This is a genomic window from Paenibacillus sp. JNUCC-31, from assembly GCF_014844075.1.
Lineage (GTDB): Bacteria > Bacillota > Bacilli > Paenibacillales > Paenibacillaceae > Paenibacillus.
On record NZ_CP062165.1, the window covers coordinates 6,242,660 to 6,262,023 of the forward strand.

General features: G+C 48.1%; 21 protein-coding genes. 14 read left to right on the plus strand and 7 right to left on the minus strand.

From position 1 onward, the window contains the following. The first annotated feature begins 162 nt into the window (after positions 1-162). The 6 genes from JNUCC31_RS27520 (at position 163) to JNUCC31_RS27545 (ending at position 5,802) form a co-directional block, all read left to right on the plus strand. Positions 163-588 (plus strand): PaaI family thioesterase, encoded by a 426-nt coding sequence (locus JNUCC31_RS27520; RefSeq protein WP_192266399.1) that lies wholly within the window; start codon positions 163-165, stop codon positions 586-588. A gap of 58 nt (positions 589-646) precedes the next feature. Further along, the gene (locus tag JNUCC31_RS27525; protein ID WP_192266401.1) at positions 647-1,450 is read left to right on the plus strand and encodes an NUDIX hydrolase; all 804 of its coding nucleotides are present in this window, start codon (positions 647-649) and stop codon (positions 1,448-1,450) included. 63 nt (positions 1,451-1,513) lie between these two features. Beyond that, positions 1,514-2,083: a cysteine hydrolase family protein gene (locus JNUCC31_RS27530; protein ID WP_192266404.1), complete on the plus strand. Its 570-nt coding sequence runs from the start codon at positions 1,514-1,516 to the stop codon at positions 2,081-2,083. Positions 2,084-2,276: 193 nt separating this feature from the next. Continuing rightward, entirely contained in the window at positions 2,277-3,731 is a 1,455-nt protein-coding gene (locus tag JNUCC31_RS27535) for a nicotinate phosphoribosyltransferase (RefSeq protein WP_192266406.1), read from the plus strand. Between the two features lie 422 nt (positions 3,732-4,153). Then, entirely contained in the window at positions 4,154-5,173 is a 1,020-nt protein-coding gene (locus JNUCC31_RS27540; RefSeq protein WP_192266408.1) for an acrylyl-CoA reductase family protein, read from the plus strand. Between the two features lie 125 nt (positions 5,174-5,298). Beyond that, complete coding sequence (locus JNUCC31_RS27545; protein ID WP_228469267.1) at positions 5,299-5,802, plus strand: hypothetical protein; 504 nt, start codon at positions 5,299-5,301, stop codon at positions 5,800-5,802. Positions 5,803-5,843: 41 nt separating this feature from the next. Here the strand turns inward: JNUCC31_RS27545 and JNUCC31_RS27550 are convergent, their stop codons facing one another. Continuing rightward, positions 5,844-6,362: a MogA/MoaB family molybdenum cofactor biosynthesis protein gene (locus JNUCC31_RS27550; protein ID WP_192266413.1), complete on the minus strand. Its 519-nt coding sequence runs from the start codon at positions 6,360-6,362 to the stop codon at positions 5,844-5,846. Positions 6,363-6,531: 169 nt separating this feature from the next. On the opposite strand from JNUCC31_RS27550, the gene JNUCC31_RS27555 reads away from it, so the two are divergent. Beyond that, complete coding sequence (locus tag JNUCC31_RS27555; protein WP_192273380.1) at positions 6,532-7,668, plus strand: CobW family GTP-binding protein; 1,137 nt, start codon at positions 6,532-6,534, stop codon at positions 7,666-7,668. A gap of 68 nt (positions 7,669-7,736) precedes the next feature. After that, positions 7,737-8,072, plus strand: coding sequence for a four-helix bundle copper-binding protein (locus tag JNUCC31_RS27560; RefSeq protein ID WP_192266416.1), 336 nt, complete (start codon positions 7,737-7,739; stop codon positions 8,070-8,072). 136 nt (positions 8,073-8,208) lie between these two features. Here the strand turns inward: JNUCC31_RS27560 and JNUCC31_RS33570 are convergent, their stop codons facing one another. Beyond that, positions 8,209-8,385 (minus strand): hypothetical protein, encoded by a 177-nt coding sequence (locus JNUCC31_RS33570; RefSeq protein WP_228469268.1) that lies wholly within the window; start codon positions 8,383-8,385, stop codon positions 8,209-8,211. Positions 8,386-8,433: 48 nt separating this feature from the next. Between JNUCC31_RS33570 and JNUCC31_RS33575 the strand changes: the two genes are divergently transcribed. From JNUCC31_RS33575 to JNUCC31_RS27585, 6 genes are all read left to right on the plus strand, one after another. Further along, positions 8,434-8,595: a hypothetical protein gene (locus JNUCC31_RS33575; protein ID WP_228469269.1), complete on the plus strand. Its 162-nt coding sequence runs from the start codon at positions 8,434-8,436 to the stop codon at positions 8,593-8,595. 111 nt (positions 8,596-8,706) lie between these two features. After that, positions 8,707-10,437 (plus strand): arginine--tRNA ligase, encoded by a 1,731-nt coding sequence (gene argS / locus JNUCC31_RS27565; RefSeq protein ID WP_192266418.1) that lies wholly within the window; start codon positions 8,707-8,709, stop codon positions 10,435-10,437. Between the two features lie 4 nt (positions 10,438-10,441). Then, positions 10,442-11,500 (plus strand): ATP-binding cassette domain-containing protein, encoded by a 1,059-nt coding sequence (locus tag JNUCC31_RS27570; RefSeq protein WP_192266421.1) that lies wholly within the window; start codon positions 10,442-10,444, stop codon positions 11,498-11,500. Further along, entirely contained in the window at positions 11,497-12,207 is a 711-nt protein-coding gene (locus JNUCC31_RS27575; RefSeq protein WP_192266422.1) for a hypothetical protein, read from the plus strand. The genes JNUCC31_RS27570 and JNUCC31_RS27575 overlap by 4 nt, the downstream gene beginning before the upstream one ends. A gap of 103 nt (positions 12,208-12,310) precedes the next feature. Continuing rightward, positions 12,311-12,862 carry a hypothetical protein gene (locus JNUCC31_RS27580; protein WP_192266423.1) on the plus strand — a complete coding sequence of 184 codons (552 nt, stop codon included), beginning with the start codon at positions 12,311-12,313 and terminating at the stop codon, positions 12,860-12,862. After that, entirely contained in the window at positions 12,862-13,491 is a 630-nt protein-coding gene (locus JNUCC31_RS27585) for a YdcF family protein (RefSeq protein WP_228469786.1), read from the plus strand. The genes JNUCC31_RS27580 and JNUCC31_RS27585 overlap by 1 nt, the downstream gene beginning before the upstream one ends. 72 nt (positions 13,492-13,563) lie before the next feature. Here the strand turns inward: JNUCC31_RS27585 and JNUCC31_RS27590 are convergent, their stop codons facing one another. From JNUCC31_RS27590 to JNUCC31_RS27610, 5 genes are all read right to left on the minus strand, one after another. Then, positions 13,564-13,737 (minus strand): hypothetical protein, encoded by a 174-nt coding sequence (locus JNUCC31_RS27590; protein ID WP_192266425.1) that lies wholly within the window; start codon positions 13,735-13,737, stop codon positions 13,564-13,566. Positions 13,738-13,762: 25 nt separating this feature from the next. Continuing rightward, entirely contained in the window at positions 13,763-14,527 is a 765-nt protein-coding gene (locus tag JNUCC31_RS27595; protein ID WP_228469270.1) for a DUF4097 family beta strand repeat-containing protein, read from the minus strand. 23 nt (positions 14,528-14,550) lie between these two features. Continuing rightward, entirely contained in the window at positions 14,551-15,237 is a 687-nt protein-coding gene (locus tag JNUCC31_RS27600; RefSeq protein ID WP_192266427.1) for a TetR/AcrR family transcriptional regulator, read from the minus strand. 183 nt (positions 15,238-15,420) lie between these two features. Beyond that, entirely contained in the window at positions 15,421-17,517 is a 2,097-nt protein-coding gene (locus tag JNUCC31_RS27605) for an ABC transporter ATP-binding protein (RefSeq protein WP_192266428.1), read from the minus strand. 12 nt (positions 17,518-17,529) lie between these two features. After that, complete coding sequence (locus JNUCC31_RS27610; RefSeq protein ID WP_192266429.1) at positions 17,530-19,275, minus strand: ABC transporter ATP-binding protein; 1,746 nt, start codon at positions 19,273-19,275, stop codon at positions 17,530-17,532. Positions 19,276-19,364: the final 89 nt, after the last annotated feature.

Here is a 19,364-nt window from a genome sequence, read left to right on the forward strand (position 1 = left end):
TTCATCACAACTTTACTGGATAAGACCTGGTCCGTAAGAGCAGGCTTAATATAATAACGAGGCACTTTAGATCATCTACGAAAAGAACCAATGCTGGGAAAATCACATCAACAACATACATCATGGCTTTATACTTAAAGTGCACTAAAGGGGAAATCAATAATGAGTATCTTGGACAAAATGGTTGCAGAAGGAAACGGGAGATTTTGGGGTTTTCTCGGTTGTCGTTTTATTAAAGGCAACGGAAAAGAAGTACAGATTGCACTGACAGCTGAGGAACATCACACCAATTCCATGGGAATTATTCACGGCGGTGTGCTAACCTCCCTGATGGATCAGGCGATGGGTATGGTGGCTACAGCGGCAATGGAAGTAGACAGTTGTGTGACGACCAATCTGAATGTACATTTTCTCGCACCCATGAAGCAAGGGGAGTTAATCGTGACGTCAACGATCTTGCATCAAGCTGGGCGTAGTGTAACGGCACAATCCGAGGTGCGTGATGCATCTGGCACGCTGGGGTGCGTGGCAACAGCTACCTTCCGTATAGCGCGAGTAAAAACGCAAAGCACAGAATCCCAAGGTTGACAAAAGATATTATTATGTCATAATGAAAATATCAAAATGAGAATAGTCGGTGGTGCCCATGAGCGAAAACTACGAACAATTCAATGCTGAAAGCGATGAGCAGGCAGCACGTGCCTATAGTTCCAAGAAATATCGTACGCCCGATGGTGTTCCCGCGGATATCGTCATGTTCACCTTGACCAAGCGGGAGCGCAAGACGGTAACCAAGACCCTCCCCATCCGGGAGTTGAAGGTGATGCTGATCAAACGCAAAGGGTGGCCTTTTGCAGGAAGATGGGCGTTGCCAGGTGGTTTTTGTCAGGAAAATGAATCCATCTATGGTGCTGCAAAGCGCGAATTGATGGAGGAGACAGGTGTCGACGGTGGGCATCTGGAGTATTTAAATGTATATAGTCAACCTGGGCGTGACCCCAGAGGATGGATTATCTCACATGCATTTTTTGCACTTGTAGAAGAGTGGATGTTGGAACACCGTCAGGCGGCAGATGATGCTGAGGATGTTGGATTGTTTACGATTCAGGAAGCCTTGCAAGAGCTCGAGCTTGCCTTTGATCACCGCACGATTATAGAAGATGCGTACCAGCGTATTCAGCAGCAAATGCTGGAGACGACAATTGCACGACAATTCCTGCCTCGTGATTTTACACTAAGCGAGTTATACCAAGTGATTCAGAGTGTAGTACCTGACTTCGAAGAACCGAACTTTATTCGGAAGATCACTTCGACCCGCAGCCGCAAAGGCATTGTAGAAGAGGTTCGGGATGAGGAGGGCAATTTGCTAAGCTCCAATCAGTACTCACAGCGTCCGGCTCAGCTTTATCGTTTCACGGAGCTGGTCCCTCGTTTATCCATCTATACGTAATGCGCAAGCGGAACATCATGGATTGAATCAGTATCAACCTATTCTCATAAGGGAGTGTGGACGATGAAAGCACTGATTGTAATTGATTTTACACGTGATTTTGTGACAGGTTCGTTGCCAGTAGGCCAGCCTGCTGTGGAGATTGATGAGACGATTGCAGCAATAACGGAAGCTTATTGCAATAACAAGCATGATGTTATTATGGCTGTGGATTTGCATGAAGAGAGTGATCCATATCACCCGGAAACTGCCCTTTTTCCGCCACATAATATCAGGGATTCTGAAGGAAGACAGCTATACGGCCGTCTGGCTCAGGTCATGGAAGAACGGGAATCACAAATTCGGTGGATGGATAAAACAAGATACAGCGCATTCTGCGGCACAGATCTGGAGCTGCGGCTCCGTGAACGTGGAATAACAGACATTGCACTGATCGGTGTATGTACGGATATTTGCGTACTGCATACAGCAGTGGATGCTTATAATAAAGGTTTTCATATTACGGTATATGAAGATGCTGTAGCGAGCTTCAATCAAGCAGGCCATGAGTGGGCACTAGGTCACTTTCGTTCCAGTCTTGGAGCTCAGGTAATCAAAGCGAGCGATACCGTTCTCACAGGCTTGAATCTGTAAACGAACCAGTGATCATATCCTGCTCAATGAGTGTTATGTTTGCTGGGGAATATGGTGAATAGGAATAAACCGGAGACTTATGCAATGGTACGTTTACCAGAATAATGAATCATGAGCGATGAGTCTCCACATGTTGACCCGTGTCTGCAGGCTTGATCTGCGGCACAAGCGGAAGTCAGAGAGGATGAGACAAATGCAGACGACTAGCCTGGCTTTACATACGGATAAATATCAAATCAATATGATGTACGCCCACTGGGTGAATGGAACTCATAAGCGGAAAGCAGTATTTGAAGCTTATTTCCGCAAGCTTCCTTTCGGCAACGGATATGCCGTATTTGCCGGTTTGGAGCGGATTGTGAATTACATCAGCCAGCTTCGTTTCACGATGGAGGACATCAAATATTTATCCAAACAAGAGGAAAATTACGATCCGGTCTTTCTCGAAGAGTTGCTCCAGTTTTCATTTCAGGGGACAATTCACTCCATGAAGGAAGGGGCAGTTGTTTTTCCTGACGAACCGCTCATTCGGGTAGAAGGCTCCATTATGGAGACGCAACTGGTGGAGACGGCGATACTTAACTTCATGAATTATCAGACGTTAATTGCCACGAAAGCATCGCGAATCAAACAGGTGGCGAGTCAGGACACTTTACTCGAATTCGGAACAAGACGGGCGCAGGAAGCGGATGCGGCCATTTGGGGCGCACGTGCCTCGTATGTGGCAGGATTCCATGCAACGTCCAATATGCTGGCTGGAGAGCGATTTGGGATTCCGACAGCAGGGACACATGCCCATTCATGGGTGCAGAGCTTTATGAGTGAGCAAGAGGCGTTTGACGTCTATGCCAAAGTGCTGCCCGATCAAGTGACACTATTGGTGGATACCTTTGATACGTTGAACAGTGGTGTCCCCCATGCTATCAAAACGGCCAAGAAGCTGGAAAGCCAAGGCAAAAAGATGAACGCCATTCGATTGGATAGCGGGGACCTTGCATATCTATCCATTCAAGCCCGGCAGATGTTGGACGATGCCGGACTGGACTATGTCAAGATCGTAGCTTCCAACGACCTGGATGAAAATACGATTTTCAACCTTAAGGCGCAAGGTGCTCGCATCGATATATGGGGAGTGGGCACACAGCTAATTACCGCTTCCGACCAACCCTCTTTGGGTGGTGTGTACAAGTTGGTGGAGCGCGAAGTGGACGGTGTCATGCTGCCTACGATCAAAATTTCGGCCAATCCCGAAAAAGTGTCCACACCAGGTAAAAAAGAAGTTTTCCGGATTATTGATCCGAAACATGGCAAGGCGATTGCAGATTACATCTGTTATCCAGGAGAAGAGCAGCCGCTACAGGGCGGGCCGCTCAAGCTGTTCAACCCGCTACACCCGTATCTGAAGAAGACGGTAACCCGCTACGAAGCAGTGAACATGCTGGAACCGATCTTTGTGAACGGGCGTAAAGTGTATGAACTGCCTACCTTGGATGAAATTCGCAGTTATCATCTTGAGCAAATGGATCTGTTTTGGCCGGAATACCTGCGTAAACTCAACCCTGAGATTTACCGTGTAAATATCAGCCCTGCGGCGTGGAATATGAAGCAGAAGCTCATTGCTGAACATGTGCAATCTGCCGAAGATTAATGAAATAAAAGGGACATAACCGGGAAGCAAACATCCCGTGTTATGCCTTTTTGTTCTCTCCTCTTTGCTGTCATATGTTGTCCAGGACAACCGACAGTGTGTGAAACATCATGGACAGATCGCCTGAGCAACGCGGTATACTGAATCTTTAACAGCTGTGGATCACAGAGGTTTGAAAACAATTATTTCTCGGGAAAGCGCAGGAGACGCCAAATCCCGCATCTTTCCGAGTTTCTTTTTCGACATGATCCATTACGGATACTGTTTCAATTGCACATTGCGCGGGGATGAAAGTAAGAGGAGATACAAGCATGGCCTGACTGGATGCCAAATGCATTACTTATGAGATGTTAAGGTGATAAACGAACACTCATCGGATAAATTTAAATAACATGTAACTTATAATAAGGAGAGGATATCGGATGGAAAATACGTTTCCTGCCTATGTCGTGCGTAAAGAAGAACAGGGTGGCGTGAAGGCTGCCATGGAGCAGCTAAAGAAAGAGGATTTGCCTAACGGTGACGTAACCGTACAGGTTCATTATTCAAGTGTGAATTATAAAGACGGACTCGCCACCCTAGAAAAGGGCGGTGTAGTTCGGGAGTATCCCATCGTACCAGGGATCGACCTTGCAGGAATTGTAGAGGAATCCGTGAGTGGGCGATTTGCACCTGGGGATCGAGTGATCAGCACAGGCTTCGAACCAGGCGTATCTCATTTTGGCGGGTATAGTCAATATGCTCGTCTGCGCAGCGAATGGCTTGTCCCTCTGCCACATGGACTTAGTGAGAAGGAAGCGATGGCGATCGGAACCGCAGGATTCACGGCTGCCCTCTCGGTAGATGCTTTGCTTCGGGCTGGCGTGACTCCGGAGATGGGCAGCATTCTGGTTACAGGAGCAACCGGAGGGGTAGGCAGTATGGCGGTAGCTATTCTGGCGAAACTGGGTTTTGAAGTAACGGCAAGTACAGGCAAAAAGGATCAACAGGAGCAGCTGCTTCGAGATTTGGGCGCCTCAGATGTCATTTCACGCGAAGAAGCGGATGCGCCTGCCAAGGGGCCGATGGGCAAACAGCTTTGGGCAGGTGTTATTGATCCAGCAGCAGGTCAGGCACTTGGCGAACGTCTGAAACAGATCCAATACGGAGGTGCTGTTGCCGTATCAGGCTTAACCGGAGGGGCTGCGTTCGAGTCCACCGTATTTCCGTTTATTTTGCGGGGGATTCAATTAATTGGGATTGATTCTGTCTATTGTCCGATGGAACGGCGGGAACGGATATGGCAGTTGCTTGGCGGCGAATGGAAGCCTGATCGGGCATTGCAGCTCGGGATTCAGGAAATTTCATGGGCGCAACTGCCTCAGACACTGGAAACGATCCTCAAGGGAGGTGCCGTAGGTCGTACAGTCGTCAACACGATGTCTGAAGTGCCTGCCGAATAAGATTCTTTTCTCCTAGACATGCTAACTCTACCTGAGAGCGTCACAGTGCATGTGGCGAGAAAGGAAGGAAGAGTATGCGTGTTGGCGGAAAAGGATTGCATCTTAGATCTGGACGTATGAAGTCTGTGTTGGTCAGTATGATCATGGCGTTGTGTGTATTATCCCAAGTGGCTTGTTCAGCATCATCAGTTGATCAGGAGCGGAAAATATATACGCGACAAGCGACGGATGAAGGCATAGTTCGGGCAAAGAGTCAGGGCCACGGGTTAAACGGTCCACTGATTCAGGAGTTGGATGGCGGTTTTGCTGCAAAAGGCATCAAGTTGATGAACAATATGTCTGCTGATGATGGTGAGGGCGGAATCTCTTATATGTACTTGTTGAATGGAAGTGGCAGACATATTGTCAAAGTCCACATTTTCAGCGATGATCGCACACGAGTAGCCCGGATGAACGAAATGTATGGTAATGATGGCGATCAGGCTGTGATGGAAAATGGACTTGGCAAAACTACGATTCGCAGTAAAGCATACGTATCACTGGTTTATACGGCTTCAGGTGGAGAGAAGGATGACTATGAAGAGGACGTCATGCAAGTGTTCCAGCATGTACTTAAGCAATTGAAGTAACGGTCTCGCCTAAAATAAAGCCGAAAAACCCGTCTGATTCTTCAGACGGGTTTATATATTTCACGCATAACATGCCTCAGCTCTGGCAAAATGAGCTTTTCCATGGCCAATTTGACAGCACCCTTGGAGCCTGGCATGGAGAATACGGCTGTACGCCCGATCGTTCCGGCTACCGCCCGGCTAAGAATGGCAGCAGAACCGATATCCTCGGTATAACTGAGGAAGCGGAAGATTTCACCAAAGCCCGGCAACTCCTTGTCGAGCAGAGAGGATACTGCTTCATATGTCGTATCACGGGGTGCGATTCCGGTACCTCCGCTGAGCAGCACGGCTTCGATATCGTCACGAACTGCTGCATCCTGCAGGATGCTTCGAATGGTTTCGGTCTCATCCGGTGTAATGATATATTCGACAATCTGATATCCTGATTCTGTCAGCAGCTTGTGCATGAGTTGTCCACTTGTATCGGTGTCCTTGGTGCGGGTATCCGATACGGTTACAATCATGCAGGATACCGTGTCAGGGGCTTCCTGACGATGTTGCTCCACTGAATTGGTCATAACATTTCTCCTCCAATCAACATGTCCTCATAGCATAGATCATTCAGTAGAATGAGGCAATAACTGTAGAGGAGAGAAGGTCAGGATTGCGCAATGAATACAGGATGGTGTACACTCGCTAGGATAGAGATAGACCCGTTTTATTGGACAAACAGAGAGGTGAACCATGATGAGTGAATTAAAAGTAAATGAATCATCCATACCTGTATATATTTTGTCAGGCTTTCTGGGGAGTGGCAAAACGACACTGCTTGTTCAACTGATTGAACATTGGCAACAACAAGGTCTCCGGCCCGCAGTGGTCATGAATGAATTGGGTGAAGTTAATTTGGATGGTCAGATTGTGGATGCTTCCGTGCCAATGACTGAAATGTTAGGAGGGTGCATCTGCTGTACCGTGCGAGGTGACTTGGGGCTGCAGCTAGCTGATCTCGTGCAGGAGGAATCGCCTGATGTCATTATCATCGAAGCAACGGGAGCGGCAAACCCGATGGAGATTCTGGATGCAGTAACGGAAACGTCCCTCTATATGCGACTGGAACTGAAAAGCTTGATAACTGTGGTAGATGCCGCACATCTGTCAGGGCTGTATCAGGAGCAGAAGGGGCAAACCTTCAAGCTGATGCAGGAACAGATTCGCTGTGCGTCTGTACTTCTCCTGAACAAAACGGACCGGGTGAATGAGCAGCAGTTGGCAGATCTGCGGGACCTGTTGGAACGCTGGAATGGTTTCGCTCCCGTAATGCCTACGGTGAAGTGTGAAGTCGACATGGATGTGCTGCTTCGTAGCGGAGACAATGTCCATGCCTATCAATCTGTTGAAGAAACAAGTAAACACGCGGAGAAGCAACACGTGCATGCCGAAGCCTGTACTGAGCATGGATGCAGCCATGTTCATGAACATGATGAGCATATGGAGCATGATTCCGGAGCGCATCAACATTCTCAGGGGAATATCGATGGTCACCCTCAGGATCACGACCATAATCATAATCATGCCGATCCCCATGCTTCACATGAACATGTTATGGTGTACACGCACTATTTCACCCAGCCGGTGAACAGTGAGGCATTTGAACGTTTAATATCTGAATTACCAAGAGACGTGTACCGGGCAAAAGGGATTTTATCCTTTAGCGACACGTCCAGTCGGTTCTGGTTCCAATATGCTTACCGGGAATCGGATTATATGAAGATCACGCCTCAGGGGGATGTGCCTAACGTAGCTGTGTTTATAGGTGAGCATTTCGATCAGTCGGTCATTCGCGACCAATTGCTGGAATTAGAAGCGATAAATGAGGCTTAAATGATTCAAGGTTCCTCCAGACAGGGTATTAAGAAGCATAGCAAACTTAGTCTGGGAGGTAACTTTAAATGACACAACAACAATATCAACAATGTATCGATGCTTGCCTGGAGTGTATGAATGCTTGCAACGTATGTTACATATCGAGTCTGAAGGAATATGATCTGGCGATGTTGCGTGATTGCATTCGTTTGGATCGGGAATGTGCCGAAATCTGTAGTTTTGCTGCTCAAGCCATGACGCGTGGAAGTGATTTCATCGCCGAAATTTGCGAACTGTGTGTGAAAGCATGTGAAGCTTGTGCTGCTGAGTGTGGCAAACATCAACATGATCACTGCCAGGCTTGCGCAGAAGCTTGCCGCAAATGTGCAGAGGCTTGCCGTATGATGGCCGCAGTAGCGTAAATATAACTCCATTGGATTGAAAATAAAAAGCCTGGGTAATGTACATGATGCTGATAGGCTGGTCCCCTCACAGGAGACAACGAAAGAAGACATCCGATAAGATGTACGCCAACGTTGTCTGCTGGAGGGGATTTTTTTATGGATACGGCATAGCAATGTTCTTCGCCATCAGGTGATGAGAACCTCTATCGCTAGCAGGTGTTCCATTGGCAAATGCATGTAACAGGTTGCCAAAGCTAAGCGTGATCTGTATAATGATGGCAATGAATTGAAACGATGAATATCCGTGATCGGGAGAGTAGCCAGAATCCATGTATGACAGCGAGCCGGGGCAGGTGGAAGCCGGTATGACATGATCTGAGTGAAGCGCACCCGTGAGATGGTTGTCCGAAGGCATGCGTACATCTGTGAAAAGGTGCAGAGAGTATGGACTGTAGGGCAATCCGGCATGCGGCCGTTACTCGCACCGAGCGGAACAGGCTGGACTGTACATGGAATGTACAATCGTAACTTGTTCACTTAGAGTGGTACCGCGGGAACTGTGAAGATCAGCTCTCGTCTCTGATATAGAGACGAGGGCTTTTTTGTTTTTTTATATCATCGCTAAATACGATAATGACGAGGAGTGTTCAAGATGTTGATGAAGCAGGCAGCAGCACATATAGCTCCCCTAACTGGGCTGGAGCAAGAAGAGGTGTTGAATGTATTGGAGGTCCCGCCACAGGCTGAAATGGGAGACTCGGCGTTTCCCTGTTTTATGCTGGCCAAGTCATTAAAGAAAGCACCTGCGGCCATAGCGGCTGATATCGCTTCTGGATTGCAGGCAAAAGGGCTGAACGCTTCACCAGCAGGGCCTTATGTGAATATACGTTTCAATCGGGAAGATCTGGCGCCAAAGATGCTGCAAGAGCTGGAGCATAAAGAATTTGGAAAGCTGCAACTGGGTGCAGGTTCACGTGTCGTGATCGACATGTCGTCGCCTAATATTGCCAAGCCATTCGGAATCGGTCATCTGCGCTCCACCGTGATTGGGGCAGCGTTGTATCGGTTATATAACGAGGCAGGCTATACTTCGGTCAGCGTGAATCATCTGGGCGATTGGGGAACACAGTTCGGCAAACAGATTGCAGCCTACAAGCGTTGGGGCAATGATGAAGCGCTACAAGCTGAGCCGATTCGGACATCATTGGAACTGTATGTGCGATTTCACGATGAGGCTGAGAATGATCCATCTCTGGAGATGGAGGCACGGGATTGGTTCCGCAAGCTGGAGCAAGGGGATGAAGAGGCGCAGCGGTTATGGGCCTTTTTTGTAGAAGTGAGTATGAAAGAATTCGACCGGATGTATGAGCGTCTGAATGTACAGTTTGACCATACGTTGGGTGAGAGCTTTTATAATGACAAGATGGGTGCGGTCGTTGAAGAACTGAAATCCAAAGGATTGCTCGAAGAGAGTGAAGGGGCATTGGTGGTACGTTTGGAGGAGGAGAATATGCCGCCTTGCCTGATTATCAAAAAGGATGGAACAACCATCTACCCGACGCGGGATTTGGCAACAGCGGTGTATCGTCATGATGTGATGAAGGCGGATAAAATGTTGTATGTGGTCGGGGGTGAGCAGAAGCTTCATTTCCGTCAGGTATTTGCGGTATTATCCCGGATGGGGTACGCGTGGTCTGAGATTTGTGAACATATCCCGTTTGGCTTGATGCGTTTTGAGGGACGGAAGATGTCGACCCGTCGGGGTAAAGTCGTCTTCTTGCAGGAGGTACTGGATGAGGCGGTTGCTCGGGCGTTACAGATTATTCAGGAGAAAAATCCGAACCTGCCAAATCCGCAAGAGGTTGCAGAAGCAGTTGGTGTAGGTGCGATTGTATTCGGTGATCTGCGCAATAACCGGTTGAACGATGTCGATTTCTCGCTCGAAGATGCGGTGAGCTTTGAAGGGGAGACAGGACCTTATGTGCAATATACACATGCCCGGATTAACAGTGTGCTCGCAAAGGCAGCAGAGGTGGAACGCGTGGAAAATGAAAACCATCTGGAACAGGTTAACAACACAAATGGTAGAGCCAACACAGAGAATAAGCCAGTCATCGTCGGTGACACTTCATGGGCATTGCTGAAACTGCTGGCGGACTATCCGCAGCATCTGGAAAAAGCAATTCTTCGCAACGAGCCTTCGGTGATTGCCAAATATGCGATCGATGTTGCCCAAGCATTCAACCGCTTCTATCATGCAGAACGGATTGCGGACGCGCCAGCTGACGTGAAACCCTTCCGGGTGGCGTTAACAGAGCGTACAGCGGAGCGTCTGGCCTACAGCCTATATTTACTAGGGGTCCAGGCTCCTGAGCGGATGTGATTCCATGGGATGGAGCGCAAGGTCAAGAGTAAGTCGATTCTTCGATAAAGCAGGAAAGGCAGCAGCAAACTCAAACGGACGAATCATATCGCTTCAAGGGGTGAGCAAACGACTTAGGGATGTGCAGGTACTGAATGATATTGATTTGGAGATTGCACAGGGAGAATGCATCGTCCTGGTGGGCAGAAATGGTTCAGGCAAAAGCACATTGTTGCGTGTGCTGGCGGGCATGTTACTGCCTGACTCAGGCTCCCTGCGCAAGCCCAGGCATGGTCGGATTATGTATGCACTGGATGGACTGTCACGCTTGCCCTTCACATCAAGAGAGTACCTGTGGGAGATGGGACGCATTCGTGGCATGCGTCCTGAAATATTGCGTCAACGGATTAGTGAACTGAGTGAGCTGTTGTTCCTGGGGAAGGCGATTGATCAGAAACTGTCACAGCTATCCAAGGGTACATTGCAGAAAGTAAATTTGATTCAGGCTTTAATGCCTGGACCCGGTGGGTTATTGTTGCTTGATGAACCATTGTCCGGTCTGGACGTTCCGGCGCAGAAAGCAATCGTAGTTTTGCTCAGACAGTGGAAAAAGGAAGGAAGCCAGATCGTTACTGCTTGCCATGAGCCATTGCTGATTGAACTTCTCGCGGATCAGGTCATCGTATTACACAAGGGAACAGTGCTTCGTCGCTGGAATAAGGAAGATTTGCAGCAAGCTGGGGAGCCCGCTGTGAGCATCCAAAGTGTGATTGAAGGACGGGAACAGTCCGTTATTGATACACTACTTGTTGAACACCAAGGAGTCATTGCATGCCATCGCAGCGTAGTTCATCAGGATTATGGACGACGCGAAGTATGGGATTGGAGGGTGTCACGCAGTTCGGCAGATCGGATCATTGGAATGATTCTGGCTGTGGGCGGTTCCATCCTTTCCGTGCATCCGGAAGAAAGCCGATTAAATATGGAAGGATTGATGGAGGGAAGGCATCCCGGTGGATCAGCTCCTAGGGACAGAACCGACCAAGATTCCTGCCTGTCTCCTGAAGGAGGCGACCTCCAATGATCCACTTGACTCGTTATTTGTTAAAACATTACATACGTTCACAGAAATATGTTGCGCCGGTTATCTTTTATATTATTACGATGCTGCTCATCTATTCCTACAAACCTAATCCGGTTGCGGACAGTTACAGCGTTACGGCCATGCTGCTCTTTTTTGGCGCGGCTTGGCTAGGTTTAACGGTAATGAATACGGAATCTGCGGGGCAGTATCAATTGCTCGTTATCCATTCAGGAAGCAAACGCAAGGTTGCCTTTGCACAATTGATCTGTGCGTTAATTATGCAATTCGGCCTGACAGCAATTACCGTCTTATACCCGATTGTTACGGGCATGTTTGGAAGGCTGCCGAGTGCTGGGGAGTGGAGCATGGCTTGGGCCGGACATCTGGCGTTGTCGCTGCTGGGTCTGGGGCTCAGTGTTTTCTTTCAAAAATCATACATTTCCATGCTGAGTCGCAGTATGCCGCTGTTCATTGTTGTACTGTTAGTATCGTTAGTACAAGGTTCATTAAGCGAACGTTTGCCCGAATCCGTGCAATGGCTTGTCAAGATTCTGCCTCCAGCATTTTATCTGGTTCGTGAGATGATGTTATTTGAAGCATCGAAGATGGGGGCTGTTGTTTCGACAACGGTGTGGGCTGTACTCTATGCCACAGTTCTACTCATCATTCATATATGGTTATCTGGAAGAAGGGACTTACGGAGCTAGAGGTCATTATTGTCCATAACTTGAATGTTGGTCTGCGTTTCGGTACCATAGAGGGACGTTGGAACCCGAAAGTATGGTACGGAGATAAAGGGGGCGCTCGCTTATGCAAAATACAGACATGCAGCATGGTGACATGCTGGACAGCGAACACTCCAGGGAATTGTTTGCCTATTACGGATTGGCTGTATATTATGGACAGGCGCTTGAACAGCAACTGGTCAATCTGATTTTATTAATGAAAATGTCTCAGGGTAAGGCTGTGTCCGAAGAAGATCTGGAAGATCTGTACGAACGGAAGATGAGCAGTTCACTTGGGCAACTCATTCATGAGGTGCGTCATCATTTTACCTTTTCCGAAGAAGAGACTCGTCAGTTGAATGAATTATGGAAGCAGCGTAACAGTATTGTACATCATTATTTCAAGGAACGAATTCATGAGACATTCAGTCCAGAAGGGCGATCACGAATGATCAAGGAACTGGAAGATTTCAAAGACCGTGCACAGGAACTGGAGATTAGTCTCCAGCAGTACACAGGTGCCTGGATTGCGGAGCTGGGGTTGGATGCCGAATCCGCGGCAGCGTTACAGACACTCGAACGTATGCATGCAGAGAGTATGCACGTCCGGGCACTGGAAGAGGATGAATCATTGTGATGGAAAGCAAGTCCCGAATACGTAAAATAAAAAGAAGACACTGGTTGGTAATCTCCATTGCATCGCTCGTGTTGATTGGGCTCATATGGACTATAACTACGGCGTTGCTCATCTGGGCTTACAGTGACGAAGAATCCCCGAGACAGAGTGATGCAGCCATTATACTCGGTGCAGCCGTAGAAGGGGATAACCCTTCACCCGTATTTCGTGAACGTATTAAGCATGGCATTATATTATATCGGCAGGGAACGGTAAGCCATCTGATCTTTACGGGTGGTACAGGCAGTGCAGGAGAGCGTGCTGAGGCTGAAGTTGGACGAGATTACGCAGTCGCACATGGCGTTGATCCGGCAGATATCCAATTGGAGTTGGAATCCAGAATTACAGAGGAGAATCTGGTGAATTCAATTCGTGTTGGGGAACAAGCCGGGTTTCGCACCTACATGATTGTAAGTGACCCGTTGCATATGAAACGGGCGATGAAACTGGCCAGCGGGCTTGGCATGGACGCTGTTCCGTCCCCGACACAAACGACGGCTTATCAGACTTGGCGCAGTCAATTTCCTTTTCTGGCAAGAGAAACGATATTATATATGGGATATATGGTCAAAGGATGGATAGACAAATAGACAATCTGCAGCAGCACGGAGAGTGACTGAACTGCGAGATTGTCTTTTTTTGCTCATGTTGACCCGATGTTTCTATGTTCCGGGATAATTGATCGTAGCACTAACTAGGGCAGCCACTCCAAAGCCGATAAACCACCAAGGCCAGCGCCGATGAATGTTTTTACGTATACCGATGAACAAACTGATAATCCCTGCAAGTAATACCACAGTAGCTAAACTGCTACCAACGATCCAGCCGATGCTCATATGTTGACCTCCTCGATGTGGAATGTTAAGAAGAGCTACCTATGGTGAGCTTCCCGCCTCTGACCTCTGCTTGAAATAAATAAGTACCGTTACGATACGTATGTTGATTATGATTGGATTGAAGTGGGAGATCACTCCTGAGTCGGCCCCCAGCCTGCTTGAAGTCTAACTTGAATCCATCATTTTCTGGTGGGATGCGCACTTCAACGCTACACCCTGTCGAGCGACTATCCAGAGATTGAAGCATCGTTGAGGAGTTTATGCTAAGTTGGCCACCTGTCACTCTGGATTGAATATGGGAGAACTGACCGGATAACTGGATAGGTGAAGAAGTGGCTTTTAGTTGGATATGGTTTGCACAAAGGTCTGTTGCTGTAACCCGACTGCCAACAGCTTGTAGACGGATATTCTGGCCATAGCCAGATAAGGTGAGATTGCCGGATGTACAGTGACAATCCCAGTGTTCGGAAGAAACGTTATCCACAACAAAGCGGGAACCCACCCCGTTGATCGACAGTCTTTGCAATATCGTAGGCGGCAGTACAATGTGGAGCGATGTGCGATGGAAGTTTATACCCAGGGGAAAAGCTTGTTTTCGTCCATCGATGAGATGTAATAAACCATTACTGACCTTAGCTTCAAAACATCGAGTTCTTGGGAAACGAGCGGAGCCCCGTTGAGTAACATGGATAACCGCTTCTGTACCCTGGCTAATATGTACTTCGCCTTGCATCCATTCCAGAGAAAGAGCATGAATGGAGTCTTCAGATAACCATTCTTTGCAAATCATATGTCCATTAGGTTTCAAAACAGCTATCCCTCGTTTCTGTCATCGTCATGATCATCCATCTTAGGATAAGCGCCCACCGCAGCATGTTGTTCAAGAATACGCTCAATGAGCGATTCGCTCACAATATCGGCACCGAGCATATTCATCAACCGCTGTAAAAAATAAAGACGCTGCTTCGTTTCGCTGGGATTGCGGCCGAACAGTGTGGGATTAATCCATATGTTGACCAGCATCATGAATACTTCTGCACAAGCTTCGGGATCTTCAGTATGGATAGACCCATCTGCAATGCCTTCTCGCAAAATCGTTGTAATCACCGGAGCATCTATTCGCACGGCCTGTTGAATACCGCGTACAATAAATACCGGATTTTTGATCTGGGTCTGAAGTACGCGATCCAGAGAATGGGCCTGCTGATCAGAGACGACATGCTCCAGAATCTGAATTAACTTCTCACGTGCTGACGTGGCTGTTGTGTTTGTAACTAATTGATCCATCATCTGAGCCGAATAGCTGAATTGTTGTTCCATAACCGCGTCCAATATTTCCTCTTTGGATCTAAAGTGATGATACACAGCTCCCTTGGACATGCCTAGGGCAATAATGATGTCCTGAATACTCGTCTTTTCAAATCCTTTGTCTGTGAATAACTGGGTAGCAACGTTCAGAATCTGCTGTACCGTTTGTTCGGGGTGTTTGTTCCTGGCCATAATGGCCCTCCTTTGTTGTTTTATAAATACCGACCGTTGGTATGTATGATACTGAGAGATGTATCTGATGTCAATAAGAAGAAATTGAAGGTGGGGTATAGATGAAGGGGAAAATAAAACCGATCTGCCGTAGACCCATAGGACTAAAGACAAATCGGTTTGAGAGTTTCATATCAGTTATACTTACACGCTGCCTCCGGCAAAGGAGGATGTGGTTGTGGTTCGAAGGGGGTCGCCCAGTGGGTTGTTTCCACTCGTATCCGTAGCTGCTTGAGCACCTTGCTGCAACTGATACATCTGATAATAGCGACCCTGAAGCTGCATTAGTTCATCATGTGAACCTTGTTCAACAATACGTCCGCGATGCAGGACCAGAATCTGGTCTGCTGAACGAATGGTGGACAGACGGTGAGCGATGATGAAGGTGGTGCGTCCTTTTTTGAGGACTTCGAGTGCATTTTGAATGAGTGCTTCCGTTTCGGTATCAATGTTCGCCGTAGCTTCGTCGAGAATCAGGATGGCCGGATCGAATGCCAGCGCTCGGGCGAAGGAGATCAACTGCCGTTGTCCGGCAGATAACGTGCTTCCTTTTTCGATAACCGGCTCGTCGAATCCTTGGGGAAGATGGGCGAGAATCCGCTCTGCACCCACGTCACGAAGCGCCTGTTCAATCTGTGCACGAGTAATTTTCTCATCGCCAAGACTGACATTGGACGCCACGGTACCTGTGAACAGGTACGGATCTTGCAATACGATGCCCATATGTTCGCGAATCCACTGTTTAGGCAGATCCTTCACGTTCTGACCGTCGATCGTAATCTTGCCTTTCTGTGGATCATAGAACCGGAAGAGCAGATTGATGATGGAGCTTTTGCCGGAACCGGTATGGCCCACGAGGGCGACCGTTTGACCTTGTGATGCTTTGAACGAGATGTTGTTCAGCACATAATCTTTTTTATAAGCAAAGGATACATCGTCAAACACGACATTCCCCTTGTATCTCGGCATCGACCCATCGGTTACCGGTTCACCTGGTTCATCCATCAGTTCAAATACACGTCCAGCGGATACCAGGGATGAATCCAGGTTCGCGAGTTGGTTCACCATACCCGTAATAGGCTGGAACAAACGCCCGAGAACGTCAACGAATGCATATAACACACCCAGCGAGATAATACTCGTGCCGTCCAGCACACTGGAGCCGAAGTACCACAGAACAACTGCAAAAGCCATATTCCGTAATACGTTAACCAGGTTGTGTGAGGTGAAAGCGTTCAGGTTGAGCATTTTGTTTTGGTGTTTCATATAATCATCATTCAGATCCTCGAATTCCTGCTTGGTCTGTTTCTGATGACGGAATACCCGGATAATGGACATCCCCTGAATGGATTCGTTAATAATCGCATTAATTTCGCTCAGGCGTGAACGAATAATGGTATTGTAACGAGTAGCGATTTTGCGATAGAGCACAATCCAGAGAACGAGCATCGGAACAACGAAGAGCGAAATCAATCCGAGGCGGAAATCCAGCAGGAAGAGCGCAACATACACTCCCGTAATCGTAATGATGCCTGAGAAAAAGTTGGACAGAACCGCAACGAACAGATCCTTGACAGCTTCGGTATCGTTGGTGACCCGGGAGACCACTTTACCTGCGGGCAGGTTGTCGAAAAAGTGTACCGGCAATCGCTGGATGTGCGCATACACATCGTTACGCAGTCTTTGAATGACTTTGTTGGCAGAAGATTGCAGCCAGTACGTTTTACCAAATTCCATAATGACCGAGATGACCAGAAAGATCATGTAATACACAATCAATTGATAGATGCTTGGCATTTCCGGTTTGTAAAAGGCAAAGAGTTCACCAGCGGATAAGGGTACCGCTGCATATTGGCCCGTCACTTCGCCTGCGCGTGTTACCGTCAGTGTTCCATCCGCATAGGTTCGATCCCCATCGGGGGCACTAACGGGTTCATTCACAAAATAAAAACTTTTTCCGGCTTGCAGTACGCGTACCTCGGTACCCTTCGTTTCATCCGCTTCAAATCGGCCTTCGCGTTTATAGTTCTTTCCATTGTAGACTGCCGCTTCGCTTGAAGCGGTGGTCTCATAGAAAGGCTGCTCAATGGCGAGCAGATGATTGTCGATCATGGACTTGGCGATGAAAGGGCCGGCCAGTTCAGCCGCAACTCCAATTGTAAGCATAATTAAAGCGGCAATAAACGTGCCTTTGGCTTTTAGGGCATATTGAAGCAGCCGTTTGCCTGTATTAGACTTCAAAGCGTTAACCTCCTACGTGGACAAATTGGACTCCACCTGCTGCCGTTCATACTGTTCACGGTACCAGCCGTTCATAGCAAGCAGTTCCTGATGGGTTCCTTCTTCCGTTATTTTTCCGTGCTCCAGTACGATGATTCGGTCAGCGTGTTCAATAGCGGACAGGCGGTGAGTCGAGATCAGCGTTGTTTTGCCAGAGCGTTTGTTGCGTATATTTTCAATAATTTTGGCTTCGGTTCGTGCATCAACGGCAGATAGAGCATCATCCAGAATCAAAATGTCCGGATCGGCGATAAAGGCACGCGCCAGCGATACCCGCTGTTTCTGTCCTCCGGACAGCGCAATTCCTTTTTCACCAACGAGGGTGTCCAGACCATCGGACAATGTGACCAGATCTCCATCAAAGGCTGCGGTACGAATCGCTTCCATAATCACGCTATCATCCGCACCCGGCTTGCCGAATTGAATGTTCTGACGGACCGATTTGGAGAACAGCACCTGTTCCTGCGGAACATATCCAATCCAGCTATGCAAGTCATCTTTGGCAATATCCTGAATCGGATGACCGGAGATGCTTAACTTGCCTGTTCCCGCAGGGTATTCATGCAGCAATTGCTTAAGCAGGGTGGACTTGCCGCTACCTGTGCGTCCCACGATACCCAATGTCTGCCCGCGACGAAGCGAGAAGCTGACATGACTGAGATTGTCGACGGTAGAACTAGGATAACGGAAGGTGACATCCTGCATCGCGATCTCTTCCGGGTTGGCAATGTGAGCAGGCTGCTCAATATCTTTTACAGCAGGTTCTACAGATAAAGTCTCATTAACACGATCCAGTGAGGCACTACCACGCTGCATCAGGTTTATCAGTTCACCGATGGCAAACATCGGCCAGATCATCATCCCCAGGTACATATTGAACGATACGAGATCCCCCAGGGTAATTTCATTATGGAACACAAGATAAATACCATAGGCAAGTGCAATGACATAACTGAGTCCTACACATAACCGGATCGTGGGTTCGAACAGTGCGTCCATCTTGGCAACGGCCAGATTTTTGCGGTATACATCTTCCGTGACATCGGCGAACCGTTTTTGGTCCATACGTTCCTGAACGTAGGCACGCACGACTCGAATACCGGCAATAGATTCAAGCACCTGGTCATTCATGTCTCCGAATGCATCCTGGGCCAGTGTATATCGTTGATGCACAGCTTTACCATAGATCATCATGGCGATGGCGATAAAAGGCAGTGGGAGGATTGCAGCCAGGGTCAATTTCCAGCTAACCAGGAATCCCATGGCGAATAATACAGTTGCCAGAAAAGCGGTGGAGTCGGTTAACGTCAGCATGCCGAAGCCTGCTGTGGTGGCAATGGAACGAAGGTCATTCGTGGCACGTGCCATCAGATCGCCCGTTCTGTTCTTCTCAAAAAAAGGCGGGGTCATTCGCAGTAAATGGTCCATAAAGCGCGACCGCAGCAAGCGTTCAACCAGATTGGCACCGCCAAACAGTTTGTGCATCCATATGTACGTGGTCAGATAAATAATGATGACCGATCCAAGGATAAGTAAAATGTAACGTGTGAGTGAAGCGCCAGTAATGGAACCGCGTACAATCTCGTCAATGGCATTGCCAAGAAGACGAGGTGGCAGTAGTTCGATGATGCCTACCAGAATAAGCAGGGTGACACCGATAAGGTATCGTTTGCGTTCCAGCCGGAAAAACCAGGCCAGGTTTTTAAGTACAGAGAACAAGTGGTATCCCTTCCTTTCAAGTTCGTGAAATGCATGTTCCATTCATGTGCAGCCGTTTGAACCCACAAAAAAAGACATACCGCACGCAG

Coding starts and splice junctions, on each gene's coding strand:
- JNUCC31_RS27520 (WP_192266399.1), top strand. CDS start 163: ATGAGTATCTTGGACAAAATGGTTGCAGAAGGAAACGGGAGATTTTGG.
- JNUCC31_RS27525 (WP_192266401.1), top strand. CDS start 647: ATGAGCGAAAACTACGAACAATTCAATGCTGAAAGCGATGAGCAGGCA.
- JNUCC31_RS27530 (WP_192266404.1), top strand. CDS start 1,514: ATGAAAGCACTGATTGTAATTGATTTTACACGTGATTTTGTGACAGGT.
- JNUCC31_RS27535 (WP_192266406.1), top strand. CDS start 2,277: ATGCAGACGACTAGCCTGGCTTTACATACGGATAAATATCAAATCAAT.
- JNUCC31_RS27540 (WP_192266408.1), top strand. CDS start 4,154: ATGGAAAATACGTTTCCTGCCTATGTCGTGCGTAAAGAAGAACAGGGT.
- JNUCC31_RS27550 (WP_192266413.1), bottom strand. CDS start 6,362: ATGACCAATTCAGTGGAGCAACATCGTCAGGAAGCCCCTGACACGGTA.
- JNUCC31_RS27555 (WP_192273380.1), top strand. CDS start 6,532: ATGAGTGAATTAAAAGTAAATGAATCATCCATACCTGTATATATTTTG.
- JNUCC31_RS27560 (WP_192266416.1), top strand. CDS start 7,737: ATGACACAACAACAATATCAACAATGTATCGATGCTTGCCTGGAGTGT.
- JNUCC31_RS33570 (WP_228469268.1), bottom strand. CDS start 8,385: ATGGATTCTGGCTACTCTCCCGATCACGGATATTCATCGTTTCAATTC.
- argS (WP_192266418.1), top strand. CDS start 8,707: ATGTTGATGAAGCAGGCAGCAGCACATATAGCTCCCCTAACTGGGCTG.
- JNUCC31_RS27570 (WP_192266421.1), top strand. CDS start 10,442: ATGGGATGGAGCGCAAGGTCAAGAGTAAGTCGATTCTTCGATAAAGCA.
- JNUCC31_RS27575 (WP_192266422.1), top strand. CDS start 11,497: ATGATCCACTTGACTCGTTATTTGTTAAAACATTACATACGTTCACAG.
- JNUCC31_RS27580 (WP_192266423.1), top strand. CDS start 12,311: ATGCAAAATACAGACATGCAGCATGGTGACATGCTGGACAGCGAACAC.
- JNUCC31_RS27585 (WP_228469786.1), top strand. CDS start 12,862: ATGGAAAGCAAGTCCCGAATACGTAAAATAAAAAGAAGACACTGGTTG.
- JNUCC31_RS27590 (WP_192266425.1), bottom strand. CDS start 13,737: ATGAGCATCGGCTGGATCGTTGGTAGCAGTTTAGCTACTGTGGTATTA.
- JNUCC31_RS27595 (WP_228469270.1), bottom strand. CDS start 14,527: ATGATTTGCAAAGAATGGTTATCTGAAGACTCCATTCATGCTCTTTCT.
- JNUCC31_RS27600 (WP_192266427.1), bottom strand. CDS start 15,237: ATGGCCAGGAACAAACACCCCGAACAAACGGTACAGCAGATTCTGAAC.